The organism is Roseburia sp. OF03-24 (assembly GCF_003463035.1).
GTDB classification, from domain to species: domain Bacteria; phylum Bacillota; class Clostridia; order Lachnospirales; family Lachnospiraceae; genus Roseburia; species Roseburia rectibacter.
In genome coordinates, this window is record NZ_QSCK01000017.1 from 86546 (window position 1) to 88979 (window position 2434).

General features: G+C 38.6%; 3 protein-coding genes. All 3 read right to left on the bottom strand.

All coding sequences use genetic code 11. The features are described from left to right. Positions 1-1011, bottom strand: a 1011-nt coding sequence (locus tag DXA60_RS10495; RefSeq protein ID WP_243006849.1) for an ATP-binding protein, incomplete at its 3' end; no start/stop codon positions are given. A 1-nt stretch (position 1012) separates the two neighbouring features. Beyond that, a complete protein-coding gene (locus DXA60_RS10500) occupies positions 1013-1720 on the bottom strand; it encodes a LytR/AlgR family response regulator transcription factor (protein ID WP_227701584.1) in 708 nt (235 codons plus the stop codon). A gap of 421 nt (positions 1721-2141) precedes the next feature. After that, on the bottom strand, positions 2142-2399 hold the full coding sequence (locus DXA60_RS10505; protein ID WP_117921155.1) for a helix-turn-helix domain-containing protein: 258 nt from the start codon (positions 2397-2399) through the stop codon (positions 2142-2144). Positions 2400-2434: the final 35 nt, after the last annotated feature.

Genomic DNA, 2434 nt, shown 5'->3' on the forward strand with positions numbered 1-2434 from the left:
CTTTTCACTCTCCCGGATTGCATTATCCAATAAATTAGAGAGCAGAATCACAATCTCTTCCTCCTCCAGACAGATCTCCTGCAGATCCCCTACTTTCAGGATAACCGCTATGTGTTTCTCCTGCATGCTGCGGTACTTCTGGTTTAAAACAGCATTGACCACCGGATGATTTGTGTTGATTGCCGACATCTCGACAGCTATGCTCTCTGTCAGCTTCTGCGTAAATGAAAGTGCCTCATCTGTGTGTCCATTCTTTATCAACGTTTGGATCGTAGAAAGCTGATTTTTATAATCGTGCATTTTTCTTCGCTGACGCTCATAGATTTCTTCCCGGTCCTGATAATCTGCAATACGATTTTTCTGATTTTGTTCCGTAAGTACCGCAATTTTTATTCTCTCTTCTTTTTCAATGGTATTCTGCATGAACTCCATAAGGATAAGGTTAATCGCAACCAGTCCCACCGAAAGAAATAAAAATACATTCTGCATATCATCGTTTTCTGAATAAAACATAAGAATGAAACCGACCACCGTAAATACAGGAACACAGAAAAACTGTAACCATTCTTTTCCTGTAATCAGACCGCAGCTTTTTCTTGTCTTGCTAAATCTTCTGATAAACAACATCAGAATGATAAAAACCGTCTTTGATATCAGTGCCTGTAAAAACCATTTTTCTTGGATTGAACCTCCTCTTCCCAGCAAAACAGTCACATAATCAATCAATACAAGCATTGTATAGTTGATGATTGAAAACAAAAAACTCTGCCGGAAGGAAACTTCATAATAAGCCAGATTCAGGAAAGACATAACCAGTATAATCGGGATACATTTTAACATTCCGATCCATGCCCCTGTGACTGCTACCAGATAAAGCACTCCGCAATAAACAAAAAATCTATATCTGTTCCTATATCCGCCATCTCTTTTTTCCATAAAAGTATCAAAAAAGTATAGCGTTCCTTTTACTTCCAGCATTTCCGCAATAAATGTCAATACCCAGAATGTCATGTTATTCTTCTCCCTTATACAGCATATATTCCCTCTTTACCTGTGCATATCGTGCCTTGGGAACCGGAATCTTTTTTCCCGTGGTAAGTGTCATCACATAACCGCTGATTTTTGTGATGTACCTCATATTTACAAGAAAACTTAGATGTGCCCGCACGAATCCCATATCCTTGAATTCATTTTCTAGTTCATCCAGTTTTTTATAAATCTGAAATGTCCCTTTTTCTGTATAAAATACATTTTTGTGAAGCTCTGTTTCTATATAAATGATGTCATCTGCATAAAGTTTTATCGTTCCTTCCACAAAACGAAATTCGAGAATCCTACGGTTTTTATTAATTTCTGCTATCAAATCATCCATACATTCTTCTATAGTATCTGCAAGGTTATCTTTCAGCAGAAAACGGCTTGCTTTCACCTTATATCCATCCAGTGCGTAATTCATGTATGCCGTCACCAGCACAACCGGAAGTTTTGGATATTTTTCTTTAATCCTCATAGCTGTTTTCAGTCCATCCATCCCCTGCATATTGATATCCAGAAATAATAGCTGACACGCTTCCAAAGCCGATTGTTCTTCGCATAACTGTTCTCCGGATTCATATTCTGTAATAGTAAACTCATAATTCTTTTTTTCACCATAGTCTGACAGCAAATCTGACAAATTTTTTCTGTCATCTATCCTGTCATCACAAATAATAATGTTCATATTTTTCATTCCTGTCTTTGATTGCTCTCATACCTGTAAACCATACAAGTCTCACCTAGCACTCTTTATTATATCAAACAAATCTTTCACTCGATCATTCTCTGCATCAAATGACTATTTTGCGCATAGAACGACTATCTCCTATAGAAACGCAGAAGCACTGTATCTCAAACTCTTTGAAATACAATGCTTCCCTGCATTTTCTATATCGTCATGTTGATACCACTACTTTATGAATCCCCCACATGATCCATCTGATAATACTTCAATTCTTAGTTTTTTCCAAAAAAATATTGATGTTTCATATCGCCAACTGTATTTTCTTTTCTCTGTCCTTCCCCCTTAAAGTGAAAAGTTCCCTGCACAGGCCACGGTGAACCATACCATAGTCCACCTGACCGGCGCAGTAATCCCTTTGTGCCTATTTTATGATTTCATAGAGCAGGCTGCTCTTTCCTCCATTTTCACGCCATCTCTGCTTTTTCTGTATAAATCCTGCACACTCCAGATCGCGGATTGCACGCTTGACCGTACTTACAGACAGGTGCAGCTCTCTGGCAATGGTACCGATTGCCGGATAGCATGTCCTCTCCCTGTCCGCACGAGTCTCCAGATACAGATAGACCGCCACCGCCCTGTGTGGCAGCTCTGTTTCATAAATTTCTTTCCTAGTATAAATGTTTTTAATTAACTCGACTCAATAAGTATTCCATG

Excerpts from the sequence above, each read along its gene's own strand:
- DXA60_RS10500 (WP_227701584.1), bottom strand. The coding sequence starts at position 1,720 with ATGAACATTATTATTTGTGATGACAGGATAGATGACAGAAAAAATTTG.